This is a genomic window from Thermoanaerobacter sp. RKWS2 (assembly GCF_026240795.1).
Classification (GTDB): Bacteria; Bacillota; Thermoanaerobacteria; order Thermoanaerobacterales; family Thermoanaerobacteraceae; genus Thermoanaerobacter; species Thermoanaerobacter ethanolicus.
In genome coordinates this window covers 2769548-2792874 of the sequence record NZ_CP110888.1, presented here as the reverse complement: position 1 = coordinate 2792874, position 23327 = coordinate 2769548, and the positions used below count along the sequence as shown (strand labels likewise).

General features: G+C 33.3%; 17 protein-coding genes and 4 pseudogenes. 19 read left to right on the top strand and 2 right to left on the bottom strand.

Going from position 1 to position 23327, the window contains the following annotated elements:
- Positions 1 to 23: 23 nt before the first annotated feature.
- The 5 genes and pseudogenes from OEI98_RS14695 (at position 24) to OEI98_RS14670 (ending at position 5720) form a co-directional block, all read left to right on the top strand.
- Complete coding sequence (locus OEI98_RS14695) at positions 24 to 617, top strand: ABC transporter transmembrane domain-containing protein (RefSeq protein ID WP_266038741.1); 594 nt, start codon at positions 24 to 26, stop codon at positions 615 to 617.
- Complete coding sequence (locus OEI98_RS14690) at positions 614 to 1672, top strand: ABC transporter ATP-binding protein (protein ID WP_266038739.1); 1059 nt, start codon at positions 614 to 616, stop codon at positions 1670 to 1672. Before OEI98_RS14695 ends, OEI98_RS14690 begins: the two co-directional genes overlap by 4 nt.
- Before the next feature lie 369 nt (positions 1673 to 2041).
- Positions 2042 to 3030, top strand: a pseudogene (locus OEI98_RS15200) (ABC transporter transmembrane domain-containing protein).
- Between the two features lie 460 nt (positions 3031 to 3490).
- The gene (locus OEI98_RS14675) at positions 3491 to 3820 is read left to right on the top strand and encodes an ATP-binding cassette domain-containing protein (protein WP_004399565.1); all 330 of its coding nucleotides are present in this window, start codon (positions 3491 to 3493) and stop codon (positions 3818 to 3820) included.
- 166 nt (positions 3821 to 3986) lie between these two features.
- Positions 3987 to 5720 (top strand): ABC transporter ATP-binding protein, encoded by a 1734-nt coding sequence (locus tag OEI98_RS14670; protein WP_266038732.1) that lies wholly within the window; start codon positions 3987 to 3989, stop codon positions 5718 to 5720.
- 40 nt (positions 5721 to 5760) lie between these two features.
- Here OEI98_RS14670 and OEI98_RS15435 read toward each other — a convergent pair.
- Both OEI98_RS15435 and OEI98_RS14665 read right to left on the bottom strand, forming a co-directional pair.
- Positions 5761 to 6083: pseudogene (locus OEI98_RS15435) on the bottom strand (IS256 family transposase); the annotation flags it as partial.
- Between the two features lie 55 nt (positions 6084 to 6138).
- Complete coding sequence (locus tag OEI98_RS14665; protein ID WP_266038730.1) at positions 6139 to 7422, bottom strand: helix-turn-helix domain-containing protein; 1284 nt, start codon at positions 7420 to 7422, stop codon at positions 6139 to 6141.
- Between the two features lie 203 nt (positions 7423 to 7625).
- Here OEI98_RS14665 and OEI98_RS14660 point away from each other — a divergent pair, with 203 nt between their 5' ends.
- From OEI98_RS14660 to OEI98_RS14590, 14 genes and pseudogenes are all read left to right on the top strand, one after another.
- Complete coding sequence (locus OEI98_RS14660; RefSeq protein ID WP_003871196.1) at positions 7626 to 8330, top strand: ATP-binding cassette domain-containing protein; 705 nt, start codon at positions 7626 to 7628, stop codon at positions 8328 to 8330.
- Positions 8331 to 8412: 82 nt separating this feature from the next.
- A pseudogene (locus OEI98_RS14655) lies at positions 8413 to 9402 on the top strand (MFS transporter); the annotation flags it as partial.
- Positions 9403 to 9660: 258 nt separating this feature from the next.
- Positions 9661 to 9804: a hypothetical protein gene (locus OEI98_RS14650; protein WP_003871194.1), complete on the top strand. Its 144-nt coding sequence runs from the start codon at positions 9661 to 9663 to the stop codon at positions 9802 to 9804.
- A gap of 4 nt (positions 9805 to 9808) precedes the next feature.
- A complete protein-coding gene (locus OEI98_RS14645; RefSeq protein ID WP_003871193.1) occupies positions 9809 to 11494 on the top strand; it encodes an ABC transporter ATP-binding protein in 1686 nt (561 codons plus the stop codon).
- A 163-nt stretch (positions 11495 to 11657) separates the two neighbouring features.
- Entirely contained in the window at positions 11658 to 11807 is a 150-nt protein-coding gene (locus tag OEI98_RS14640) for a hypothetical protein (RefSeq protein WP_266038726.1), read from the top strand.
- A 323-nt stretch (positions 11808 to 12130) separates the two neighbouring features.
- The gene (locus tag OEI98_RS14635; RefSeq protein ID WP_003871191.1) at positions 12131 to 12934 is read left to right on the top strand and encodes a class I SAM-dependent methyltransferase; all 804 of its coding nucleotides are present in this window, start codon (positions 12131 to 12133) and stop codon (positions 12932 to 12934) included.
- A gap of 112 nt (positions 12935 to 13046) precedes the next feature.
- Positions 13047 to 14858 (top strand): oligoendopeptidase F, encoded by a 1812-nt coding sequence (pepF, locus tag OEI98_RS14630; RefSeq protein WP_003871190.1) that lies wholly within the window; start codon positions 13047 to 13049, stop codon positions 14856 to 14858.
- 122 nt (positions 14859 to 14980) lie between these two features.
- Positions 14981 to 16663, top strand: a complete 1683-nt coding sequence (locus OEI98_RS14625) for a phospho-sugar mutase (protein WP_323053825.1) — start codon at positions 14981 to 14983, stop codon at positions 16661 to 16663.
- A 102-nt stretch (positions 16664 to 16765) separates the two neighbouring features.
- Positions 16766 to 17851 carry a CapA family protein gene (locus tag OEI98_RS14620; RefSeq protein WP_003871188.1) on the top strand — a complete coding sequence of 362 codons (1086 nt, stop codon included), beginning with the start codon at positions 16766 to 16768 and terminating at the stop codon, positions 17849 to 17851.
- A gap of 86 nt (positions 17852 to 17937) precedes the next feature.
- Positions 17938 to 19293, top strand: a complete 1356-nt coding sequence (locus OEI98_RS14615) for an FAD-dependent oxidoreductase (protein ID WP_003871187.1) — start codon at positions 17938 to 17940, stop codon at positions 19291 to 19293.
- 75 nt (positions 19294 to 19368) lie between these two features.
- Positions 19369 to 20093, top strand: a pseudogene (locus tag OEI98_RS14610) (YitT family protein).
- 128 nt (positions 20094 to 20221) lie between these two features.
- On the top strand, positions 20222 to 20392 hold the full coding sequence (locus OEI98_RS14600) for a XapX domain-containing protein (protein ID WP_003871185.1): 171 nt from the start codon (positions 20222 to 20224) through the stop codon (positions 20390 to 20392).
- 58 nt (positions 20393 to 20450) lie between these two features.
- Positions 20451 to 21698 (top strand): methyl-accepting chemotaxis protein, encoded by a 1248-nt coding sequence (locus OEI98_RS14595; protein WP_003871184.1) that lies wholly within the window; start codon positions 20451 to 20453, stop codon positions 21696 to 21698.
- A gap of 233 nt (positions 21699 to 21931) precedes the next feature.
- Positions 21932 to 23314: an NAD(P)/FAD-dependent oxidoreductase gene (locus OEI98_RS14590; protein WP_003871183.1), complete on the top strand. Its 1383-nt coding sequence runs from the start codon at positions 21932 to 21934 to the stop codon at positions 23312 to 23314.
- The last annotated feature ends 13 nt before the right edge of the window (positions 23315 to 23327 follow it).

The following is a 23327-nucleotide window of genomic DNA, read 5'->3' as shown; positions in this document are numbered from 1 at the left end:
AAAATGCAAGAGAGTTGATCAATATGAAAATATTTAACTTTGTTAAAAAATTTATATTTAGGTACAAAGGTTCCCTGATAGTATTTCTGATTTTTAGTATCATTGGTTGGCTTATGTCAATTATAGTGCCTTACATTACAGGTAATTATATTGACCTTCTATTGCAAAGTAAAGATTTCAAAGTAATTTACGATTTTACAGTAAAGATAATATTAATTGGCATAACCACTATATTCACTTCTTTTATAGTGAGCTATACCTATGTTAAAATTCAGACCAAATCAATGACAGACTTAAACTTTTACGTATTGGACCATGTAACTAAATTGCCTATTCTTTACTTTAAAGGAGTAGACAGTGCATATCTAAATCAAAGAATAAACTCTGACAGCAATACTGTAGTTTCTTTTGTATTAGCCAATATGCTAGATATTCTTACTAATGCTTTAACTATTATTTTCTTGGCTTATATTTCCATGAGAATAAATGCCAAATTAACTTTAGAATTAATGGCTTTAATTCCCTTATATATATTTCTTTACTTTGTGTTTAGAAAACCTCTATATATACGAGGCTATGAATTAAAAGAAAAACAGAACGAATTTTTTCAAAAATGAATGATAATTTGCAAAATGTAAAAGTTATAAAACTAAATGCCACTTTTAAGGAAGAAACAGAAAGATTAAATAGCGCATTTGAAAAAATGTTTAATTCATTACTAAGGTATACAAAAGTTTCTTATCTTTTTAATAGCAGCAATTCAATGGTGACTACTATTGCAAGGGTAATAATATTTTTTGTTGGCGGAATGGAAATAATAAATGGTAATTTGACAATAGGAGATTTTACGATAATTAGTAGTTATTTTTCAATGATGATAGGAAGTGTTGGATATTTTTTAAACTTGGGTAAATCATATCAGGATGCTTTAGTTTCCTATGACAGATTAAGACAAATATTAGATGAGCACCAAGAGATAAATGGTACTATCAGATTAGAAGGGATAGACACTATTGAGCTTAGAAATGTTTCCTTTGCTTATGACAATTCTAAGAAAATTATACACGATTTCAATTATGAATTTAAAAAAGGAAAGATATACTGCATTGTTGGAGATAATGGAGCTGGCAAAAGTACTCTCATCAATGTAATCCTTGGTATTTTGGTAAATTACTATTCAGGTGAGATATATTACAATTCAATAGAACTTAAGGAACTAGACATGTATTACATAAGAAGGAAAATTATTGGAGTTACTGAACAGGAACCAAAATTAGTTAATGACACAATTATCAATAACTTAATATATGGGGTGGAGGTTTACGATTATAAAACTATTGATAAACTGCTAAAAGATTTAAATGTAAATATAGATAAATTTCATGAAGGATTGAATACAAAACTAAATGAAGCCTCCAGCAACATTTCAGGAGGAGAAAAATTAAAGATAGCGATTGCCAGGACATTTTTAAAAGATCCAGATGTTATAGTGTTAGATGAGCCCACGTCTGCCTTAGATGTTGTTAGTATTGAGAAATTAAAATCTATGCTAACAGCACTCAAGAAGGAAAAAATAATTTTAATTGTTACTCATAATCAAGAGTTTTTAAATATAGCGGATGAAGTGATAGATTTAAATAGAATTTCTAAAAAGGTGGAATGTTTGGTGTAAGAAGACGTCAATATAAGTATAAATGGCTTTTACATTTGGGTTGTAGCTGAAATTGTAACTTACAGTTACAAAATTAAAATTTTTCACTGGCGATATATGAAAAAATGAGAAAAATGGAGGAAAGTATGGATAAGTTCACCAAAATGAAATATCAGGAAAGTTTATAGACATTTTTGCTATTTTACTGGGAGAGATAAGAATGTTAGGATAAAATTGAAAAAGTTGTGGCTTTATTGATGATATTCACTTTTTTGTTTGGGATACTGACATATATGGCGCAATTTCAGCTTGTATAAAAAACGAATTGTCTTAATTTAAAGGGGAAAGTTTAATTTGATATTGCAACTTTATTCCAGGGAGGTTATATAAATGGAGACGATAAAGAAATACATCTTAAAGTATAAGTTTTTAATTCTGGTAAACGCTATACTTGTAATTTTTGTATCAGCCCTTAAAGCCCTGCAGGCGATACTTTTTAAAATAATTGTTGACACATCAGTTGGAAATTTAAATTACAGTATTTCTGCTTTAATATGGTATTCAGTAGGGTTTTTAATAGCAGTATTTACAGCTGAAACTTTGTCAAAGGCAGCTTCAGCAGCTTTTAACAAGAAAGTATTAATAGACTACAAACAATCCATCATAGAAAGTTTCATAAATTCTAGAAGAAGAAAAATTACAAGTTCAGAATTGATATCTTTACTTAGCAATGATGTGAGAATGATAGAGAGTAATTACTTAACAAGTCTCATTAACATTATGGAAGACGTTTTACTATTTATCGTGTCTTTATATCTAATACTTCGAATAAACGTTTATCTCACTATAGTCATTTTCATTTTTGGCTGGGTTCCAGTGATTGTACCTCAGCTTTTCACAAAAATAAATCAAGAGCTAAAAGGACAGTACCTTAAAAAACTTGAGAGGTTTACCAACAGGATAAAAGAGATGGCTCAGGGATTTGAAGTAATAAAAGCTTTTAACTCGATACAATAGTAGGAGAAGGGGAAGTAGAGCTATCAGGAGGAGAGAGACAGAGGATAGCAATTGCAAGAGCACTAATCAAGAAAGCGGAAGTACTGCTGATAGATGAGGCTACAGCAGCTTTAGACAAAGTTACAGCGAGCGATATAGAGAGGACGCTTATAAATTTAGATGCGACAGTGCTTGCTGTAACCCATAAGTTAGACCCAGAGATACTTAAAAGGTATGATGAAATATTTGTAATGAGAGATGGAGAAATCATTGAAAGAGGCACATTGGATGAGCTATTAGAGAAGAGAGGGTATTTCTATTATATGTATAATTATGGGATTGATGAGAAAGAAGAGATTGAGACTGTAGAAGAAACTGTATGAAAAAGAATTTGTGTGAAATACCAGAGAAACGAAAAAGAGAGATATTTATAGTTTAAAAGGTGCACTAATATAGGCTGTAAGAGATCTAGATTGGTGTATTTTCTGGAAATATGAAAGATGTGCAATTGAAGAGAAGAAGAGCCATAGTTATATAGTTAGCAGAAGGGCAGAATATAAAATTTTACTTTCTGCTTTTTATTTTATGCAGATAAACAAAGAAAAATTGAGGGAATTAAAGGGATTGAGAGTTAAATTGATTAAATGAAAGATAAAAGCGTTTTTTGATACTTTAATAAGTTTTATTATAAATTTAAATAATGTTATTATTAGTGCAGATAAATTTAAAAAAATTAATTCAGAATTTATATAATTTTAAATTTGATTGATTTTAAGTAGCATAGAAGTGCCATATATAAAAAACATGTGTATATATGAGAAGAGCAAATAGATTTGATTTTATTTGTCTACTGGGGAAAAGCAGCGTTTAGCATTAGCGCGGGCAATTTTAAGGAAGCCAACATTATTAGTATTAGATGAAGCTTTATCAGGGGTTGATACTGAAACAGAAAGTATGATATTTAAAAACATAAAAACTATTGTCCAAAATTTAATTGTGATTTCCCATAGGTTATCAACAGTTCTCCAGTGCAAGGAAATTTATGTGCTCGATAAAGGGAAAATTGTCGCTAATGGAGCTCATGAAGAATTGCCCAGTTCATGTCCTATCTACAGAGAAATTATTAAGGAGCAACTTATAGAAACTAAAAATAGCAATGTTTCTATTTTATAGTAAACTATAACTTTTTTCTATATATTTCAATTTTTTAACACACCACCCAGAATCAATTCGGGTTGAAATTGTTTCACTTACCAGATATTATATGGGCAAGAGAAGGGAAAGTAAAGGGAAAACAAACAAATTGTCAACTATTATATAAAAGGAGAGAAAGACCTGTATGAGAGAATTTTTATTCAAGTACAAAAAAGAGTTTGTGCTTGCAGTATTTTTCTTAGTAGCTTCTGTATTGATAAATATTTACTTTGCTTTTATTTATAAAAAACTCATAGATGTAGCAACTACACGTGATTTGGTGAAATTTTATTCTGTTGTCAAATTCGCAGTAATGTTTACCATATTGGAAGCAGTAGTTGGATGGTTAAATAGAACAACTCGATTTCATTACATGAAAAAAACTTTGATATACCTAAAAGACAGGTTATTTAGAGCAATCATTAAAAAGGATGTGGAACATTTTAATGAAGTTAATACAGGTAAGTACATTTCAATTATTTCAAATGATGTAAAGATTGTAGAAGAGGATTATTTTAACAATTTCTTTAGGCTTTTAGGCAGTGCAGTAGGATTTGTGGCTGCATTAATTTCTCTATTTATATTAAGTTACAAAATAACTGTGATGATAATACTCATGGCAATTCTTAGTGTAATAATTCCTCGCATTTTTGATGATAAGATTGCTAAAATGAGAAACGATTATTCTGAGAGCTTAGAACTTTTTACTATAGAATCTAAAGATACTCTTACAGGACTTGAAGTGATAAAGAGCTTCGGGATAGAGGATAAAGTACATGAGAAGTTTTCAAAAGTTAATGAAGATGTGGAAGATAAAAAGCTTAAATACAGCATACTTTTAAATACCTCTGACACTATGTCTGAAATTTTAAGTAGTTTTATTTTCCTCTCTGTATTTGCAGTAGGTTTGTACTTTACCATAAAAGGAGTGATGACTTTAGGAACAATGATTGCCTGTGTGCAGCTTAGCAATAGCATAATTATGCCAATATACAGTATGGGTCAAAATCTCAATAGGATACTCGCCTTAAAGAGCATATCACAGAAGATAAATGAAGTATTACAGGAAAAGGAAGAGGGGGATAATTATATACCAGTAAAATCTTTTAACGATTCAATAGAATTTAAAAATGTATCTTTTAGCTACACAGGTGAGACAAAAGCTTTGGATAACATAAACTTTACAATCAAAAAAGGAGGAAAGTACGCATTAGTAGGGACGAGTGGAGCAGGGAAATCCACAATACTCAAGTTATTGTTAAAACAATATGAAAACTATGAAGGAGAAATAAAACTGGATGGGATAGAATTAAGGAGAATAGACAAGAAAGACTTATTCAAAATAATTACGCTATTACATCAGAACGTATTCATATTTGACGGGACAGTAAAGGATAACATAACCCTATTTAATGACAAATACACAGATGAAGAAGTAATAAGAGCAGCGAAGACAGCAGGATTAGGGCCATTGTTAGAGAAATTGCCAGAGGACATATTAAGCGATGTAGGAGAAGGGGGAAAACTTCTATCAGGAGGGGAGAGGCAGAGGATAGCGATAGCGAGGTCAATAATAACAAATGCGTCAATACTAGCACTGGATGAGGCAACAGCGGCACTGGACAATGAAACGGCATATTTAATAGAGAAGACGATACTGGAGATGGACATAACGGCGATAGTGGTGACACACAGGTTGTGGAGTGAGCTACTAAAGAAATATGATGAGATAATAGTATTAAGAGATGGTAGGATTGTAGAGAGGGGCAAGTTTGACGATTTAATAGAGAGGAAAGGATACTTTTACAGTTTATTTAACATAGAGAAGCTGGATAAGGTAGAGGAACCAGTGAAAGAAGGGGGAATATTTGTGGTATAGATTGAGGGCCTCTTAATCTAGGCGTATACTCGGAGATTTGTCAAGAATTTTGTGTCTGGTTAAAGTAACGTAACTGGAAAAGTTGTTGTATTTCATAGATATGGCCATTTGTCATTGGAACCGGCTTTTTCCCTTTTGTCTGTTTTAAATTTTTTCTCTGGAGATAAATATTAATTTCAAGGCCTCAGCGGAATTGAAATATTCACCTGTTTTTATGCGGGTTTTCTCGATCAGGCTATTGACACTTTCTATAATATTACTTTCTATAATATTAGTGGTATAAATATGCTTTCTTAAATGTTCAAGGTATTTAGTAAAAGCTAAATAATACTCTGTTTTTTCCATAAGGAGATTCATATAAAGGAGGAACTCATTATTATGAGGAGGGTTCCTGCTTTTTGCTATACAGGACATTTGCTTATTTTATAATTACATTTTTCCTACCTGATTTATTTTTTACTGCCAATACTTTTTCTCTATAATTAACATCACCTGTAATTGCGTATAAGTCTTCATAGATAACAGATAGGTCATTGTAAAAATTCTCTTCAGCAAAATATTTTTCGCATTTTTTAAGAAATCTATAAGCCTCCTCAAATTCTTTATTCAAGTATTTTATATGACCTAATATGAAAGCGAGCTCTTTTTTCCCTCTCATGCTGAGTAAAGAAGTATTAATGCTTTCTGAAAGTTCAATAACTTTTTCATACATACCGATATTAAAATAAAGAATCATCTCTTGAATTTTAAACTTGTGATAAAGTTCAGCGTCATCTTTGTAATCATTCTTAGCTTTTTCAAGCACTTCAAAGACTTCTTTAAATTTGCTACTGTGCCTTAAGGTATTTATATAGTTCAGGTAGCATTTTCCAGCTTCTAAATGATCGCCCTGAAACTCAAATAAAAGTATCGCTTTTTTTATATAGTAAAGGGCTTTTTCATAATTTCCTAAGTTGTAATAGGCGATATTTAGAGAAGTATATATATCTGGCATAATTTTAAGGCTTATAATATCATTATTGTAATTAATGAAATTTTCCAATATAATTACTACTTTTTGGAACTGACACGTTTTGAGGTAAGTGTAAGCTAAATTATTATGTATTGCAAAACTTACAGGTAAACTCAAGGCATTAAATTGATAAAGATACTTTCTTGCAAGCTCTAAGTAATGAATTCCCTTTTCATAGTTTTTATTTTTAAGCATTATTTTAAAAAGAGAGTTTAAGGCATCAGAAAATTTTTCTATATTTTCCCTTTTAAAGTCTGTGCTTGATTTAGTAAAAGCATTTATATATTTTTTCAAAATTTTTAAAGCTTTATCAAAGATATTGGAGTAAAAATAAGACATGCCAAGATAGTAGTATTTATTAGAATCTTCTACTTCACAAAAAGCATTGTGATTTTCCTCGGACCATTTAATAATTTCGTAATAATCTTTGGCTAAAAACAAGTCTTTAAGTAAAGACGAATTTTTCTCAAAAAGTATGTATTTTTCTCCTGTAGAATCACTAAAGAAATAACTTACAGGTACTTCTAATTTTTCGGCGAGGTAAGCTAACTGTTCTAATGAGGGGAGTGCTTTCCCGTTTTCAATTCTGCTCAAGACCACTCTACTCATAAAATTTCCACACAATTCACTTTGTGAGAGATTTTTTTGTAGTCTCAAAGCTTTAATTTTATCGCCTATAGAAGAGAGCATAATTTCACCACCAGAGGGGATGAAAATGTTTAAGTGTTTTTTATAATTATAGCATTTATGGCCATAAAAGGGAATACACAAAATTGACGAGTAAACAAACGGCAGGGACGGTTCTCTTTGTTTGAAAATTTCCATATTTTACTTCTAAATATCTTCATTTATTTAGATGAAAGAATTTAGACAAAAGACAAGTCCCTGTCCCTTTGTCTGCAATCAAAAAAGGTGGAAAATACGCTTTAGTAGGAACAAGTGGGGCAGGAAAATCGACTATACTGAAATTATTGTTAAAACAATATGAAAACTATGAAGGGAAGATATTATTAGATGGGATTGAATTAAGGCAAATAGATAAGAAAGACTTGTTCAAAATAATTACGTTATTACATCAAAATGTATTCATATTTGACGGCACAGTAAAAGACAACATAACTCTTTTTAATGACAAATACACAGATGAAGAAGTAATAAGAGCAGCAAAGATAGCGGGGTTAGGGCCATTGTTAGAGAAATTGCCAGAGGGGATATACAGTGATGTAGGGGAAGGAGGTAAATTATTATCAGGAGGGGAGAGGCAGAGGATAGCGGTAGCCAGGTCAATAATAACAAATGCATCGATTTTGGCGTTAGATGAGGCGACAGCAGCGTTAGACAATGAGACAGCCTATTTAATAGAGAAAACGATATTGGAGATGAAAGATATAACAGCAATAGTAGTGACACACAGATTATGGAGTGAGTTACTGAAGAAATATGATGAGATAATAGTATTAAAAGATGGGAAAGTAATAGAGAGTGGGAAATTTGATGAGCTATTAGATAGGAAAGGATATTTTTACAGTTTATTTAATATAGAGAAGTTGGATAAAGTAGAGGAGCCAGTGAGGGAAGAAGGAATATTTGTGGTGTAAAGAAACACCCACAGTAAAACATGAAAATGTTCAAAAGACAAGGGGACAGGGACCTGTCTGTTTTTAAGCTCTTGCGGATACATATAGTCGAAAATTTTCTGTTCTTTTATCTTTGTTGATTGGCAGTTTGACTTCTATCGGTATATACTTTAATACCTCTTTTGCAGTTTTATTATTTCTCTATTTTTTATCAGGGGTTGGAGCTACCCTCAACTCTGGGGCCTTTGAATCTTGGTTTGCTGATTCGATTCTTTTTAGTGAAAAAGACGTAGACCTTACAAAATACTGGGGACGTCTTACAAGTTATAATTACTTGGGAAGCACAATGGGTTTTTTAGGAGGGAGTATTTTAGTACGCTATAACATCTTCAGAGAAATTTGGCTAATAGAAGGTATAGGAATTTTTCTGGTTTTTATTTACGTATTTTTAACAGGCAAAAAAGATAAATCACAGAAAAAAGAGGTAGAATACAGTTATAGAGAATATTTTAGTAAAATTTCTAAAGGAACTGGATATCTATTTAAGCATCGGATTTTATTATCTATTACAATTGGAGCATTTTTCTTCTTTTTTTCTTCGGGAATTTTGTCAATGTTGTGGCAGCCCTATTTTGAAAAAGCAGGTATACCTGTAGAATGGTTTGGAGTCATATTAGCGTTAACCATGATACTTAGCATTATTGTCCCACGCTATGCTGACAGAATAGCTGAAAAATTTGGCGGGTTACTTCGGACATTAATGATTATAAGTATTATCTCGGCATTGTTTATATTTATGATGTATGTAATTCCAAGCTATTCATTTATACCTTATATTATTTATACAGTGATATATTCAGCTCATACACCAATTTTTATGCCATATTTTAATAAATTAATACCATCTTCAGAGCGTGCTACGATTATATCAATATACAGTCTGTTTATTAGTGTTTCGACAATTCTATGCACTTATTTATTTGGAATCTTAAGTGACAGAATGGGCCTTAATGCTGCACTTTTCTTATCTTTGATTACTGCTTTAATTTCCAGCATACCCTTTAAAAAGGCAATGGTATTGGAAAAGAAGTAAGCATAGAGTAAACTGCAGAGCTTTTACTCTATGCTTTTTTTAATTTACACAGAAAAAAGGAATAAAACTTTAAAATTTAGAGAATTCATAAGCCAAATTCATTAAATGCGAAATAAAGGCCGTTTTTCGTGATTTAATAAATTTTACTGGAATTTAAATAATGTTATTATTAAAGCAACAAAAATAAAAAAAATTAATTTTAAATTTGTATTATTTAAGATTAGTGTTGATTAGTTTAAGAAAAATAGGGGGGATACTTTGGGATTTATAAAGAAAGGCAAAATTTTTGTAGGATGCTTATTTATTGGTACAGGTTTAGGGATACTTCTTGGACATTTCATGGGTGGTCTGTTTTTAGGAGTTGGAATGGGATTTGTATTAGTAGAGGCTTTAGGGAGGTGAGAGAATGAGGGAGTATTTTTTTAAGCATAAGTTACTACTTACAGCAAATATAATTTTCACATTGGCAGAAAGTATATTAACTGTTATGGTGGCATTTATTTTGGGAAGTTTTGTAGATGCAGCTGTACAATATAATATGGAAAGCCTTTATAGAACCAGTATAATTTTTGTATTGTATTTAATTGGAGTACTCATTGTATGGTATTTTTTGAGAGTTTTAAGGGCGAACTATGTAAGACAAATGCTTTACAATTTAAAAAATGACATATTTTCTAAAGTCATAAATAGAGAAATAGACCAGTTTCAAAAGGGCAATAGTGCTGCGTATATTTCTACTTTGAATAATGATATCACAATACTTGAACAGGATTATTTTAAGAATATACTGATAATGTTAGAGCAAATATTTTCTTTTATAATCGCTACTGTGGCGATTTTTAAATTAAATGTTTACATTGCTGTAGGAGTTTTTGTCATAAATATTTTTCTCATAGTTATTCCTTATCTTTTTAGGGAGAAAATAAGTAAAGCTAAAAAAGATTTTTCTGATAGTTTATCTGATTTGACAGTGCAGACAAATGACATATTGTCTGGCTTTGAAATAGTCAAAAGTTTTAATGTGGAAAAATTGGTGGAGAAACAGTATCAGAAATACAACAAAAAAGTAGAAGACACTAGATTTTTCTTTGAAAAAATACTTGCTTTAGCAAATGCTTTGACGGAATTTTTTGGATCTTTAATGTTTTTTGTTTCACTGGGCGTTGGAGCCTATCTTGTGATAAAGCATGTTATAGAACCGGGATTGATGATAGCTGCAGTACAATTGATGAATAACATTGTAAATCCGATGATAGGAATTATAGAAAAAGTAAATGCTTTAAAAGGAACAGAGTCAATACAGCAGAAAATAATAGATATTATGCAGGACAAGAAAGACGGAAAAGAGGAATTTGTTTCAAAGGAAGACTTTAATGATGCAATAGTGTTTGACAATGTTAGTTTTTCTTATGATAGCAGAAAAGAACCAGTTTTAAAGAATGTATCTTTTACAGTAAAAAGAGGAGAAAAATGTGCAATTATTGGTCCAAGTGGCAGCGGAAAATCTACAATACTAAAACTTCTTTTGAAATACTATAACAATTTTGAGGGTAAAATCTTAATTGACGGTATAGATATAAGGAAGATAAAAACAGAAGATTTGTACAATAATTTAATATCTGTAATACATCAAAATGTGTTTATGTTTGATACTAGTATAAAAAACAATATAACTCTTTTTAAAGAGTATGATGAAAAAATTATAGAGAGAGCAATTTCTCTCTCTGGTTTAAAGGAATTTATAGAGAAACTACCTGAAAAAGAAAACACTGAAGTAGGAGAGAAAGGAAGCAATTTATCAGGTGGAGAAAGGCAGAGAATAAGTATTGCGAGGGCACTAATTAAGGGCACACCTATTTTGGTTTCAGATGAACCTACTTCTTCACTGGATAAAAAGACAGCCTCCAGCATAGAAGATTCTATTTTAAGCATAGAAGGTTTGACAGCATTGGTAATTACTCATAATACTTCTGAAGAGGTGTTGAGAAAATATGACAAGATAATTTTTGTAGAGGATGGAGAAGTAATAAAAATAGGTACTTTTGATGAGATTTTCACACCTGCGAGTGTAGTTTTATCAGTGGTAAGCTAGTTTAAATAACCCCTTTTATGTGGGCTTATTTTTTTATGCGCATATCCATTTTTTTACATCAAACCCCGATTTAAATCGGGTTAAAATTGTTTTCTTTATTTTGTATAATATAGGAAATAGAATAAGTAAAAAAGAAAATTTAGAAGAAAATAAAATGTGTGTTTTGAAATTTAATGGGGGATATACTATCTTTACATATTTGAAGGTTTCTATTCGACAAAGATGGCCAATATTTCTCTTTATTTTGGGTGTAGGATATGCTGGATTACAAAGGCTAACAGAAGTTGTTACTATCAAAGCAAACGCTCCATGAGAGGTGTATTTTTTTAATCCATTTTTCATGAGTAAAAAAACAATGAAACCAAGTATTAACACCCAAACTAATGAAATAAACAATCCTTTATTTACTATTTCAATGTCAAAATTAGCATCACATATAAGCTTTGACGGGATGTATGTCATATAAGGGAAAGGTATAATACAATTAACACGTAAAACAATGGAATATCCAGGGAAAGAATTGGTATATTGGCTGATGAAATTATCAAGTAATTTCCCTATTGATAAAGAGAGTAGAGTTGATAGAATAAAATCATAAGATTCATGAAACTATCCATTTAATGGGGGTAATGATAAATGAAAATGGAAGACTTACTAAAAATAGAAAGTGAAGAAGAGAGAATTTCAGCTCTTTATGAAATCTTTGATGAAGATTTCAGGTTATCTTCAAAAGCTTCAAGAATTGAATTTTTAACTACAGTAAGACAAATTGAAAAATATTTGAAACCGGGAATGAAAATTTTAGACTTAGGAGCAGGCACTGGAGAATATTCTTTGTATTTTGCAGAAAAGGGTTATCAAGTGACTGCGGTAGATTTGGTTGAAAAACATGTAAAACGTATTAAAGAAAAGAAAAAGCCATATATGAAACTTGACATATTTCAAGGTAATGCTTTAGATCTTTCTAGATTCGAAAATAATAGCTATGATATTGTGTTATGTCTTGGCCCATTGTATCATTTAGAAGATATAGGGAATCGATTGAAATGTATAGAGGAAGTAAAACGGGTATGTAAAGATGATGGAATGATGCTTTTTGCGTTTATTAATAATGATATGGTTATTGTTACAGAAACCATGTGTTATCAACCTGATTATTTAAGGAAAGGTAATTATGACCGCAAGACTTTTAAGGTAAGAGATTTTCCTTTTGTATTTATAACAGTCCAACAAGCAAGAGAATTACTTAAAAACTCCGGATTGACAATTGTGGCTGAAATTGCAACCGATGGTTTAAGTGAATTATTAGCGGATAAAATAAACAACATGGATGATGAGAGTTATCAATTGTGGCTTAATTTCCATTTTTATTATAGCGAAAAGCCAGAGTTTTTCGGAGCAAGTAATCATTTATTATTTGTTGCACAAAAATGTAAATAAGAAAACAAAACTAAATACAAAAAAAGGAAATCAATGCAGAATCAATTCGGGTTGATTTTATTTTTTTGAGGGGGTATCATATAATTACCAAAAATTAAAGGGGGGTATTTTTTTGAGTACACATTTGTTGGATAGAAAGGATGTTGATGAAAGGCTGACTTGGGATTTGTCGGGTATTTTCAAGACAGAAGAAGAGTATGAAGCGACAGTTAAAAAAACGGAAGAGCTTACAAAAGAGCTTGAAGAAGAATTTAAAGGTAAGCTCACAACTCCGGAAAATATTAATAAGTGCCTGGACAAGTTAAGAAGTATAGCAGAGCTTCTTACACTGGCAGGTAGCTATGCTTATCTAGCTGTGGCAGTTGACCAGACCAATACAGAAAATCTTCAGAGGCAGATGAAGTTTAGAAATGTCGCATCAAATATTGAGAGCCGCATAAGTTTTGTGGAATCTGAGATTATACAGCAGGAAGAAGAGGTGATAAATAAAGCGATAGAAGGGTCGAAGGAAAATGCAAATTATCTGAAAGAAATTTTAAGGAAGAAAAAACATGCCCTTCATCCCGAAGTTGAAAAGGCTTTGTCTGCTTTATCTCCTGTTTTAGAAGTTTTTGAAGATATTTACAATATGGCAAAATTGGCAGATATGGATTTTGGAACTTTTAAGGTTGAAGACAAGGAATACCCTTTGAGCTTTTCACTATTTGAGACTAAATGGGAGTATGAGAAAGATGCGAAAGTCAGAAGAGCTGCCTTTGAAGCTTTTTACAGAAAATTAAAGGAATATCAGCACACTATAGCAGCTGTTTACCAGGCACAGGTGCAGAAAGAGAAGATTATAGCCACTTTGAGGGGGTTTGATTCTGTCATTGATAGCTTGCTTTTCCCTCAGAAAGTGGAAAGGGATATGTACGAGAGGCAGATTGACCTTATAATGGAAAATCTTGCACCTCATATAAGAAAATTTGCTAAACTTCTTCAAAGAATACACGGGTTAGATGAGATGACTTTTGCCGATTTGAAGCTGGAAGTAGACCCTGATTTTGAGCCAGAAGTGACAATTGAAGAGGCAAAAAGGTACATAGAAGAGGGGCTTTCAGTTTTCGGCGAAGATTACAGGGAGATGATAAGAAGAGCTTTTAGCGAGAGATGGATAGATTTTGCGGAAAATAGAGGAAAGGCTACAGGTGCTTTTTGTGCCACACCTTACGGTGCTCACCCGTACGTTTTGATAAACTGGGCGGATAAAATGAGAGAAGTGTTTGTCCTAGCGCATGAGCTGGGGCATGCTGGGCATTTTTACTTGGCACATCAGCATCAAAATATTTTTGATTCAAGGCCATCCCTTTACTTTATAGAAGCGCCATCCACAATGAATGAGCTTCTCATGGCTAATTATTTGATGCAGAAAAATAGCAATGATAAGAGAATGAAGAGATGGGTGCTCTCTACTTTGATTTCCAGGACATATTACCACAATTTTGTGACGCACCTTTTAGAAGCAGCTTATCAAAGAGAAGTGTACAGGATAATTGATGAGGGAGGGTCTGTTACTGCTCCCACTTTGAATAAGATTAAAAGAGAAGTTCTGGAAAAGTTCTGGGGAGATGCTGTTAAAATAAACGAAGGAGCAGAACTCACTTGGATGAGACAGCCTCATTATTATATGGGACTTTACCCTTACACTTACAGTGCAGGGCTTACTATAGCCACCCAAGTGAACAAGAGATATTTAGAGGAAGGGCAAAAGGCATTGGAAGATTGGAAAGAGGTATTAAAAGCTGGCGGTACAAAGACACCAGTAGAACTGGCGAAAATGGCGGGAGTAGATATAACAACAGAAAAGCCGTTATTGGATACAATCCAGTATATTGGCAGTATAATAGATGAGATAATTAAATTAACAGAGGAATTAGAAAAATAAATTTACAAAACTTGACATTTTCGCTGATACTCAGCTTTGAGTATCAGTTTTTTTATAAATTGTAGACAATAAAATTTAAATTGGTTAAAATAGAAGTACAAAAAATAGGTAGTAGGAAAGGCGTGGATGAGATGGAGAAGGAAACAATGGAGAGGTATCAAGCATGGTTAAATGACCCTTCAATTTCAGAGAAGGATAAAGAAGTTTTAAGGAAAATGAATGAATCTGAAATACAGGATGCTTTTTTTAAAGACCTGGAATTTGGCACAGCAGGTATGCGGGGCGTTATAGGGCTTGGAGCAAATAGGATGAATTTTTACACTGTAGGTAGAGCAACACAAGCTTTTGCCAATTACATAAATAAGACGGTACGAGGAGAAAAAAGTGTTGCTATTTCTTATGATACAAGGAATTTTTCTAAGGATTTTGCAATTGAATCGGCAGAAATTCTTGCTGCAAATGGCATAAAGGTGTATTTGTTTGACGACTTTAGACCAACTCCTCTTTTGTCATTTGCTGTTAGGTATTTAAAGACAACAGCAGGTATAATGATTACTGCAAGTCATAATCCTCTAGAGTACAATGGTTACAAGGTATATTGGTCAAATGGAGCGCAGGTGATACCGCCTCATGATGAGGGGATTATAAAAGAATATGAGGAAATAAAATCTTTTGGTGAAATAAAGAGGATGCCTTTTGAAGAGGCAAAGAAAAAAGGGCTTGTTGTAATGGTGGGTCAGGAAATTGATTTGGCATATTTTGAAAGAGCACTTTCTTATTCTTTTGGAATTTCTTCAAAAGATTTAAATATTGTCTATACACCGCTTCACGGAACAGGCATAAAGATAGTGCCACCACTGCTTGAGAAAGTGGGTTTTGATATTTACATTCAAAAAGAGCAGCAAGTACCTGATGGAAATTTTCCTACAGTAAATTATCCTAATCCCGAATTTGATGACGCCTTTAAGTTAGCTTTAGATGATGCGAAAAGGCTTGATGCAGATATAGTTGTAGCTTCTGACCCTGACGCAGACAGGATGGGAGTATTAGTGAAGCATAAGGGAGATTATGTGAGAATAGATGGCAATCAAATGGGGATACTTTTTTTGAATTTCTTGTTGGAGATGTATTCAAAAAAGGGCATGCCTAAAAATCCAGCAGTTATAGAGTCCATTGTTTCTTCAAAGTTGTTTGCTAAAATTGCAAAGGCTCATGGGGTTGAGGTTTCTGAAGTGTTGACTGGATTTAAGTGGATTTGCAATGAGGCTGACAGATTGAGAGCAGAAGGCAAGACAGTGTTTTTTGCTTATGAGGAAAGCTATGGATACAATATAGGTGATTTTGTTTACGATAAAGATTCTGGGACTCCAATAATGGTGACTTGTGAAATGGCAGCTTATTACAAGCAAAAGGGCATGACTTTGGTGGACGCTTTAGAAGAGATTTATAAAAAATACGGGTATTATCTTGAAGGGCAGCTTTCTCCTGTGTATGAAGGGGGAGCAGGAGTAGAAAAGATAAAGAGAATAATGAAAAGGTTGAGGGAAAATCCTATTGAAAATCTTGCGGGACATAAACTGACAGGGATGATAGATTATTTAAAAGGACATGGACAAATTCCGCCTTCAGATGTTTTGAGGATGGAGTTTGGAGATAAGCTTTTGGTCTATGCAAGGCCTTCAGGGACAGAGCCAAAAGTGAAGTTTTACTTTATGGTTATGAATATGGAAACTTTTGAAGAAGCTAAATCTCTATTAGAAAAGGCAAAAGAAGAGTTTACAAAAGTTTTAGGTTTAGAAGATTAGTTATTTCAAAGGAGACCACAATAAGTGGTTTCCTTTTTATATTGATTTATTTTGTATGAATGTGTAAAATTGTTACAGAATGTTAAGAAGAGGGCAGTGGATATGAAAGGAAAAACGGTGACTAAAATTTTAGTTTTTGTTTTTCTCATAATGGCAATAATTGCTATTCCATTAAAGGCAGTAAATCTGGGGATTTCGGAAACTCTTTTAAAGGAATTTATTGTGGAAGAAAAGCCACAAAGTCTTCCTCAAGAAGATGTTCATAAGGAAGATAATTATACAAAAATAGTCATAAGTGCAGTAGGGGATTGCGTTTTAGGTTCAGATGAGTCTTATGGGAAATATGGCACTTTTGATGAAGAATTTAAAAAACATAATTATGACTATGGATATTTTTTTGAAAATGTAAAGAGTGTATTAGAAAAGGATGATTTGACCATCGCCAATTTAGAGACAACTCTTACTAATGCAACCAAGCGGGCTGAAAAGGAGTATGCTTTTAAAGGGGACCCTTCCTATGCCAAGATTTTGAAAGAAGGAAGCATTGAAGTTGTGAATTTGGCTAATAATCACACTTTTGATTATTTGAAAGAAGGCTTTGAAGACACTGTAAAAGCCTTAAAGAAAGAAGGAATTGGGTATTTTGGATATGGGTATCAGTATATTATGACTGTAAAAGGGATAAAAATTGGAATATTAGGGTATACAGGTTTTGACAATAGCAAATGGACTAAAAATCAAATTAAAAAAGATATTGAGAAGTTGAGGCCCAGTGTAGATATTTTGATTGTCAGTTTTCACTGGGGGGAAGAAAATAGATACTATCCAAATAAGATTCAAAGGGATTTAGGGCATTTTGTAATAGATGAAGGGGCAGACTTAGTAATTGGTCATCATCCCCATGTGTTACAGGGAATAGAGAAGTATAAAGATAGGTATATTGCATATTCTCTTGGGAATTTTTCTTTCGGAGGTAATAGAAATCCAAAAGATAAGGATTCTATAATTTTACAACAAATTTTTCTTTTTAATGACAAAAGAGAAATAGCAAAAGTAGAGATGAACATAATACCTGTTTCTATTTCTTCACAAAAAGATAGGAATGACTATAAACCGGTTATTTTAGAAGGGGAAGAAAAAGAGAGGGTATTAAAAAAGATTGAAATGTTATCAAAGTGGGTAAATTAAACTTCAAGAAGCTTTTGGTTTGAAAAAATAAGCAGGTAAGAGTATAATGTAAATATGGACATAAGTGCAAAAAAGGAGGAGAAAAAATGGCCAAGCGTTATGTAATTGTTGGCGGCGATGCTGCTGGAATGAGTGCAGCTTCTCAAATTAGAAGACAGGACCCTGAAGGAGAAATTCTTGTCTTTGAAAAAGAGGGGGTCATTTCTTATGCTCAATGTGGCCTTCCCTACTGGATAGGGGGAGTAGTAGCTGAAAGGAAAAAGCTTATTGCGCGAACAGCTGAAGAGTTTTACACTCGCTATAATATCGATGTAAAGCTTTATCATGAGGTTACACAGATTATACCTCAAAAGAAGCAGATTCGCGTATATCGCCGGGAAGAAAAAGATGAAATTACAGTGCCTTATGATGTGCTTTTAATTGGGACAGGAAGTGCAGCGATTGTACCGCCATGGGAAGGTAGAAATTTGCCTGGAGTTTTTACTTTGAAGACAATGGGAGATGCAGAAAAGCTCTTGTCTTGGCTTGAAACTCATACTCCTAATAAAGCAGTGGTAATTGGTGGGGGATATATTGGTTTAGAAACAGCAGAAGCCTTACATAATAGAGGTTTCAAAGTAACTGTTTTAGATCTAGCACCCCAACTTATACCAACTTTTGATTCAGTTATTGCTGAAATTGCACAGGATGTTCTTAAAAGGCATGGGGTAGAAATTCATTTAAATGAAGAAGTTGTGGGGTTAGAAGGAGATGAAAAAGGCGTACGGGCTGTTGTGACAAAAAATGATTCTTTCCCAGCCGATTTAGTCATTATTTCTATAGGAGTTCGCCCAGTTAGTGAGCTTGCCAGAGAAGCTGGTATAGAGTTAGGCCCTCGAAATGCGATTCTTGTAAATGAACGCCTACAAACAAATATTCCAGATATTTTTGCCGCGGGGGATTGCGCTACTCATTTTCATCGCATAAAAAATGCGCCAGATTATGTGCCATTAGGGACAACGGCTAATAAACAAGGGCGAATTGCTGGAATTAACATGGCGGGCGGAGATGCAAAATTTGCAGGTATTGTCGGTACAGCGATTGTGAAGGTTTTTGATAGGACGATTGCAAGAAGCGGTTTAGGGGAAAGGGAATGCCAAGCTTTAGGTCTTCCATATCAGACTGTTTCTATTAAGGCAAGACCTATAAGTCATTATTATCCCTGGGAAGATGAAGTTTTGACTATTCGTCTCCACTTTAATAAAGACAACCGCAAGCTTTTAGGAGGACAAATTGCAGGAGGTGCTGGGGTAGACAAGCGAATTGATGTTCTTGCTACAGCGCTTTTCCATGGTATGACAATTGATGACCTTCAGGCCTTGGACCTTGCCTATGCACCTCCATATAACTCAGTGTGGGATCCTCTCCAACAAGCAGCGACAGTAGCACAAAGAGAAAAATAACGATCAAAAAGGTCTTACCTATATTCATGGTAGGACCTTTTTATATGTTTTAAAAATCTCGACTTAACCAGGCATTTGGAATTAAGCTATTTAACAAAATTGCCTCTTGGAGCTTTTATTTTTCTATTAAATATTCCCTTCTTAGTTTTTGGTTATAAACAAATAGGTAAGAGTTTTGTAATTTCTACTTTTTTTGCTGTTACGATTCTTTCTATAGGGGTCACTTTTTTAGAGAAACTCCCTTCTCTTACAAGTGATACTTTGCTGGCTTCTGTTTTTGGAGGTATCATTTTGGGAATTGGAGTAGGGCTTGTAATAAGGTATGGAGGTTCAATGGATGGAACAGAAATTGTGGCAGTGGTAATTTCAGAATGGAGTGGTTTTTCTGTAGGAGAAATTGTATTATTTTTTAATATTTTTATTCTTGGAAGTGCTGGAATAGTTTTTACTTGGGATAGAGCCATGTATTCTCTCATCACTTATTTTATTGCTTTTAAGGTTATTGATTTGATTATAGAAGGTTTAGATGAAGCGAAAGCTGTTATGATAGTTACAGAGAAAGCAGATGAGATTGCAGAAACTATAATAGCCCGTTTAGGACGAAGTGTTACGCTTTGGGAAGGGAAGGGAAGGGTGGTTATACTAAAGGAACAAAAGGAATTTTGTATGCTGTAGTTAGCCGTTTGGAGATTGCTAAGTTAAAAATGATTGTGAAGGAACATGACGAAAGAGCCTTTGTTACCATACATGATGTCTACGATGTTTTAGGAGGTAAATTGCAAAAGAGGTCGATTCATTAATGCTGTACACATCTTATTTTTCTGAAAAGTGATTAGACGTCTGACAAATAACAAAAAATTGTGATATAATATAAAATTGGTTAAAGTAAATAATAAAAATACCGATAAAAATAAAGTGAGGTGTTAATGTGAAAGAGACATTGTTAGCATTAGTTACTGGAATGATTGTAGGATTAATTTTTTCATCTTTAAAATTGCCACTCCCTGCTCCGAATGTATTACCAGGAATAGCTGGCATTATAGGAATTTACCTTGGGGGAGTATTGTTTGAATACATCCTTAAATTGATTGGTAGGTGAAGTCTTAAAGTAGCAGGGTGGTGGGGTGAAAACATAATCTATAAAAGGGGGAACACATATGAGAAGCATATTTTGGCGACTCATTATTTCATTTCTTATAGTAGCAGCCATACCGGTGGGGGCTATTTATTATTTTGCGGTTGACGATAAAGTAATGCATCTCTTTGTTACAGTAGCAAGTGTTAGTTTTGCTTTGTCATTAATTTTATCAGTAATTATTTCATTAAATATTACAAGACCTATTAAAAAATTAATTGAAGAACTTAAAAAAGCACAAGAAGGAGATTTTACAGCTAAGGTAGATTTAAAGAGAAAAGATGAGATTGGTACATTAATAACGACTTTTAATACGATGATGGAAAATGTTAGAGCAATTTTACAAGATGTCTCTACTTTTGCTCAAAACACTAAAGATACGGCAAATGCTCTTTTTAAATCTATTGAACAAGGGAATATGACTTTTGAACAAATTTCTAAGGCAGTGGAAGAGATTGCAAATGGAGCTTCTGAACAAGCAAAAGATACTTCTAATGCAGCCGATATGGTGCAGAATATTGGGAATAGTATTGATGATTCCGCTAAATTTTTCAAAGCCGTAGAAGAGTCTACTATAAATGCTGATAAACTTAGTCAAAATGGCATGCACACAGTAAATTCTTTAAAAGAAAAAACTGATGTTACAAAAGAGTCAATTGACGAAGTTGTTAGTGCGATAAATGAGTTGCAAGCAAATTCTCATCATATTGAAAAGATTATAGAGGTGATAACGGGAATTGCAGACCAGACCAATTTGCTTGCTTTAAATGCTGCTATTGAGGCAGCAAGAGCCGGCGAGGCTGGTCGTGGATTTGCAGTTGTTGCAGAAGAAGTTCGAAATTTAGCAGAGCAATCGAGACAAGCTGCCAGTGAAATAGCCAAGATTATAAGCGAAATAGAGCAAAAAACAGACAAGACAGTTGAAAAAGCAAATGTGGTAAAGGAAATTGCGGAAGACCAAGCGCATCAAGTGGAAACTACATATGCTGCCTTTAATGAGATCAAGAGTTCAATAGATACTATTACTGAAAATATACATATGTTGAATAATGCGATGATGGAACTTGCAAGGTATAAAGATGAAATAATAGGATCTATAGCAAATATTACAGCAGTGTCAGAAGAGACTGCTGCATCCACTGAAGAAGTTGCCGCATCTACAGAAGAGCACATGAAATTTATTGAGGAAATAAAAGAAAGTTCGGAAAATCTGCTAAAATCAGCTACACAACTAGAAAATGTATTATCGAAATTGGTTGTATCTTTATAAAAATTAATGAGTAATGAAAGACAGAGCGTAATAGCCTGTCTTTTTATTTTTATAGGAATTGTTTTGAAAAGATTTTAATAAATATAGTTGGGCGATAGCCATTATGAAATACGAACATTTAATAGAATTATTCAAATAAAATTCGCATTTTTATTGATTTGTAATTCTTTTTTTGGTAATATATATTACGGGTTTTGTAGTTTACTACATCAAAGAGAAGGGGTCATATTTTTATGAAAATATACGATGTTATTATTGTAGGAGGCGGACCTGCAGGCCTTTTTACGGCTTTAGAGCTTGTAGACAAAAATGAAAGTTTAGACATACTTTTGTTTGAAAAAGGAAAAGATATACAAAAGAGAATTTGCCCTCTTAATGCTTATGGTTCAAAGTGCCTTAATTGCAAACCTTGTTCTATTACTTCAGGCATAGGTGGTGCAGGGGCATTTAGTGATGGAAAGTTAACATTAACCTCAGAGTTTGGTGGTGTTTTAGACGAGTACATGCCGAAGTCTCAGCTTAATCATCTCATAAGTTATGTAGACAGCATATATGTAAAGTTTGGTGGGACGACAGAAGTTCATGGAACGGATAGAGCAAAGATTAGAGAAATTGAAAAGAGAGCTCAAGCAGCAGATTTAAAATTGATTCCTGCTGTTATTAAACACTTGGGGACAGATAAAAGTTTCGATATCATAAAAAATATGAGAGAATACCTTGGCGAAAAAGTGGAGATTAAAACAGAGACAATGGTAACTGAGATAATTGTAGAAAATGGGAAGGCGAAAGGTGTAGTTACAGAAAAAGGAGAAGAATATTACGGCAAATATATAGTGGTTGTGCCTGGAAGAGAAGGGGCAGAGTGGTTTAAGAAAGAAGCTGATAGACTTGGGCTAGAGACAAAGAATAATGCGGTAGATATAGGTGTGAGAGTAGAAATCCCTGCTGTTGTTATGGAGGATATTACAAAGGAGGTTTATGAATCTAAATTTATATATTATTCTAAGTCTTTTGATGACAGAGTAAGGACCTTTTGCATGAACCCTTATGGCAAGGTGGTTGTTGAAAACAATAATGGCATAAAAACTGTAAATGGGCATAGTTACAAAGATATAAAAACGGAGAATACAAATTTTGCAATACTGGTAAGTAAAGAGTTTACTCATCCTTTCAATAGGCCAATAGAATATGGTCGTTATATTGCAGAGCTTGCTAATATGTTAGGAGATGGAGTGATTGTCCAAAGGTTAGGAGATTTGTTGGCAGGAAGGCGCTCTACTCCGGAAAGGATTAAAAGAGGACTTGTAGAGCCCACTTTAAAAGATGCAACACCAGGGGATTTAAGCTTGGTGTTACCTTATAGATTTTTGCAGTCAATAATTGAGATGTTGCAAGCTTTGGACAAAGTATCTCCAGGGGTATATTCTAAACATACACTTTTATACGGTGTTGAGGTAAAGTTTTATTCCTCACGAGTAAAGCTTACTGACAAATTTGAAACGCAAATTCAAAATCTATTTGCGGCGGGAGATGGAGCAGGCATTACACGGGGACTGGCACAAGCCTCTGTATCTGGCGTTGTAGTTGCAAGAGAAATTCTAACGAGAGTTAAATAGGGAAGGAGAATAA

What these genes read in the sequence shown, in the direction of transcription:
- OEI98_RS14695 (WP_266038741.1), top strand. Translation starts at nt 24, where the DNA reads ATGAAAATATTTAACTTTGTTAAAAAATTTATATTTAGGTACAAAGGT.
- OEI98_RS14690 (WP_266038739.1), top strand. Translation starts at nt 614, where the DNA reads ATGAATGATAATTTGCAAAATGTAAAAGTTATAAAACTAAATGCCACT.
- OEI98_RS14670 (WP_266038732.1), top strand. Translation starts at nt 3,987, where the DNA reads ATGAGAGAATTTTTATTCAAGTACAAAAAAGAGTTTGTGCTTGCAGTA.
- OEI98_RS14665 (WP_266038730.1), bottom strand. Translation starts at nt 7,422, where the DNA reads ATGCTCTCTTCTATAGGCGATAAAATTAAAGCTTTGAGACTACAAAAA.
- OEI98_RS14645 (WP_003871193.1), top strand. Translation starts at nt 9,809, where the DNA reads ATGAGGGAGTATTTTTTTAAGCATAAGTTACTACTTACAGCAAATATA.
- OEI98_RS14635 (WP_003871191.1), top strand. Translation starts at nt 12,131, where the DNA reads ATGAAAATGGAAGACTTACTAAAAATAGAAAGTGAAGAAGAGAGAATT.
- OEI98_RS14620 (WP_003871188.1), top strand. Translation starts at nt 16,766, where the DNA reads ATGAAAGGAAAAACGGTGACTAAAATTTTAGTTTTTGTTTTTCTCATA.
- OEI98_RS14615 (WP_003871187.1), top strand. Translation starts at nt 17,938, where the DNA reads ATGGCCAAGCGTTATGTAATTGTTGGCGGCGATGCTGCTGGAATGAGT.
- OEI98_RS14595 (WP_003871184.1), top strand. Translation starts at nt 20,451, where the DNA reads ATGAGAAGCATATTTTGGCGACTCATTATTTCATTTCTTATAGTAGCA.
- OEI98_RS14590 (WP_003871183.1), top strand. Translation starts at nt 21,932, where the DNA reads ATGAAAATATACGATGTTATTATTGTAGGAGGCGGACCTGCAGGCCTT.